This window comes from Streptomyces tauricus, from assembly GCF_014650955.1.
Lineage (GTDB): Bacteria > Actinomycetota > Actinomycetes > Streptomycetales > Streptomycetaceae > Streptomyces > Streptomyces tauricus.
In genome coordinates, this window is the sequence record NZ_BMVY01000093.1 from 1 (window position 1) to 2,506 (window position 2,506).

1 protein-coding gene and 1 pseudogene are annotated in these 2,506 nt (G+C 65.4%); both read right to left on the reverse strand.

Annotated elements, in window-relative coordinates; genetic code table 11:
• Window positions 1-172 precede the first annotated feature (172 nt).
• The gene (locus tag IE278_RS41685; RefSeq protein ID WP_189780243.1) at window positions 173-955 is read right to left on the reverse strand and encodes a pectate lyase; all 783 of its coding nucleotides are present in this window, start codon (window positions 953-955) and stop codon (window positions 173-175) included.
• Between the two features lie 31 nt (window positions 956-986).
• A pseudogene (locus IE278_RS41690) lies at window positions 987-1,825 on the reverse strand (pectate lyase family protein).
• Window positions 1,826-2,506 lie beyond the last annotated feature (681 nt).

The following is a 2,506-nucleotide window of genomic DNA, read 5'->3' on the forward strand; positions in this document are numbered from 1 at the left end:
CGGTGTCAGTCACTTGATGTCTCTTCCATGATCATCAATTACACCGGTGAGCGTACAGACCCCGACAGGGAGGCGGCCCGCCCCGGGGCCCAAGAGACCGGCCACCGGGCGTGATGCGCCTGGTCGCTCCGTACGGCTGCCTCACCTACCGCGGTAACGGGGCTTGCCAGGCTTACCTGTAGGTGATGTCCGACGTGCTGTAAAGGCAGTTCGTGCTGTCGGGGCCGGTCCCGACGGCGGTGGTGTTGTTGTACTTCTGGCAGGGCACGACCTTGCGGCTCGCGTCGTTGAGGATCGTGATGCCGCGCAGGGTCGCCACGTCGTTGCGGTTGACGTTGATGCCGACGAGCCGCGCGGTGGAGCCCGTTCCGGTCACCTCGATGTTGCTGAGGTTCACCTTGCGCGTGTACTGCGTGGAGCAGTCGCCGCAGGAGCGGTACAGCGTCTTGAACTCGCTGACGGCGAAGTTCGAGATGTTCACGGTGCCGGGCCCGTTGTGCTGGAAGACCTTGTCGGCGGCCTTTTTCGCGCCACCGCCGGTCACGGTGTAGGTCGAGCCGCCGCGGAAGGTCGCGGCGTCCTCGCCAACGTCCTCCCACCAGACGTTCTGCAGCGTGCAGTTGCCCTCACAGTGGATGCCGTCGGCGCCGGGCGCGCCGATAATGACGTTCTTCAGCGTCGCACCGGCCGTGAGACTGAAGATCGGGTCCTGACCCTCTTCCTGGCCGTCGCCGGCCAGGTCACCGCTGCCGTAGTACCGCACCATGCCGCCGTCCCGGACGCCGGACACGTTGATGGTCGAGCTCACTCCCTGGCTGCTGGAGGGCGTCGGCCAGGTCGCCGCGCTCGCCGTGGGCGCCTGGAATGTCATGATCATGACACTGGAGAGGCCGAGTGCGGTAAGTGAGCCGGTCAGTGCGCGCCCGCGGACGCGCGAGGATGCTTCAGAAGTCATGTCCCGATTCCTTCTGTGTGTGAGGGGGTTGTCAGAGCCTTCCGGCGCCCGCGCCGCTCTTCACCGAGGCGATGACCGAGGCGGTCGGCTCGGCGGTGTAGCCATACGGCGGGGTGGTGAAGGTGCCGACCCGCGAGACCTCGGTGGCGGCTCCACCCAGGTCGTTGCCGCGCAGGTTGGCGAATCCGTCGACGTCGCTGCTCCGGTTCGTCACGACCGCGATCTTGGTCGAGCGGAAGACGCTGTTCTCGACGAACGTCTGTGCGCCCTCTGCGGAGAGCGCACGGCCGTGTCCGCCCCGACGACGTGGTCGTCGTAGAAGGGGCCGGTGCCGAAACGCACGCTGGGGATGCGCGAGTAGACGTTGCTGAAGCGGTTGTGGTCGTACGTCACCTTCAGGTGCCCAGTGTCCTCGCTCGCGTTGCTGTCACTGTGGCCGGCGAACGAGCCCTTGAAGTGGTCCTTGTCATGGTCCCAGTCGGCCGGAGAGGAGTTGTGGTCGATCCACACCTTCGTCGACGCATGGACAGTCACGCCGTCGGAGAGCGCGAGCGGCTTGCTGATACTCAGGTTGCGGACAACGACGTTGCTCACGTTCTTCAGTCGCAGCCCGTCCCCGGTGAACCCGGACGAGGAGCCGACGCCTATCACCGTGGCATTGGAGCCGACATCGACCTGACCGCTCAGCGTGATCAGGCCGTCAGCCTTGGCGGCGTTGCCGGTGACGGCCGCGGCGCCGCCGGTCGCCGCGGCGCCGAAACTGATCGGCGAGGCCTCCGCAGCCGACTCCAGGACAGTCACCGGGGCGAGAGCGGCCACGCCGGTGGCCAGTGATCTTTGCGCGTGTGTATGTGGAGGGCGAGTACGCATGGAAATGCGTCCCTTCGGAGGCGCCTGAAAGTTCATGTACAGGTCTGTAGTGCGACTCTCTGAACTCGTTAGGCCGACAGGATGGGCGTATCGCCCAAGGAGGAGCCGATCAGTCAGCCTGTTGGACAGAACGTAAAGTGCAAGCGCTTTCTAGTCAACGCTTTGCGCAGACCACATTCGGCCACTCCTGGTGGGCCTACACCAGAGAGTTCTCTCGAAGCGTGGGAGTACTTTCGTGAAAGCCATGCCCATGCCACGATGCTGGGCGGACGCTTCCCTTCCGAGAGGGACTAGTCGATGCCGGATTACCTGTAAGCACGTCCGTCAGCGGGCCGCTGTTGACAACGGCGACCCGAAGAGCTCCGTACCCGGAGCCGAACCAGACCCGGACGCCCGGCCCCGGATCCGGGACTTGGGCCAGGGCGAGACGGTCCGCGACGGCGTCGACCGGGCTCGGACGAACGGTCCGACGCGGCGTCATACATCAGCGGAGGTCGCGGTGTCCGCCGAAGTGCGAGTGCGGCGCATGGCAGCGGCCAGGCCGAGGCGTTTGTCCATGTCGAGCCGGAAGGTGCCGTAAGGGTTGACGTTCGACCAGAACAGCGGAGCTGTTGTCTACCGGTAGTTCGTTAAATCCGGCGGTAGAGGTCAATGCCGTGTCCGGTGGTGACTGCGTCGATC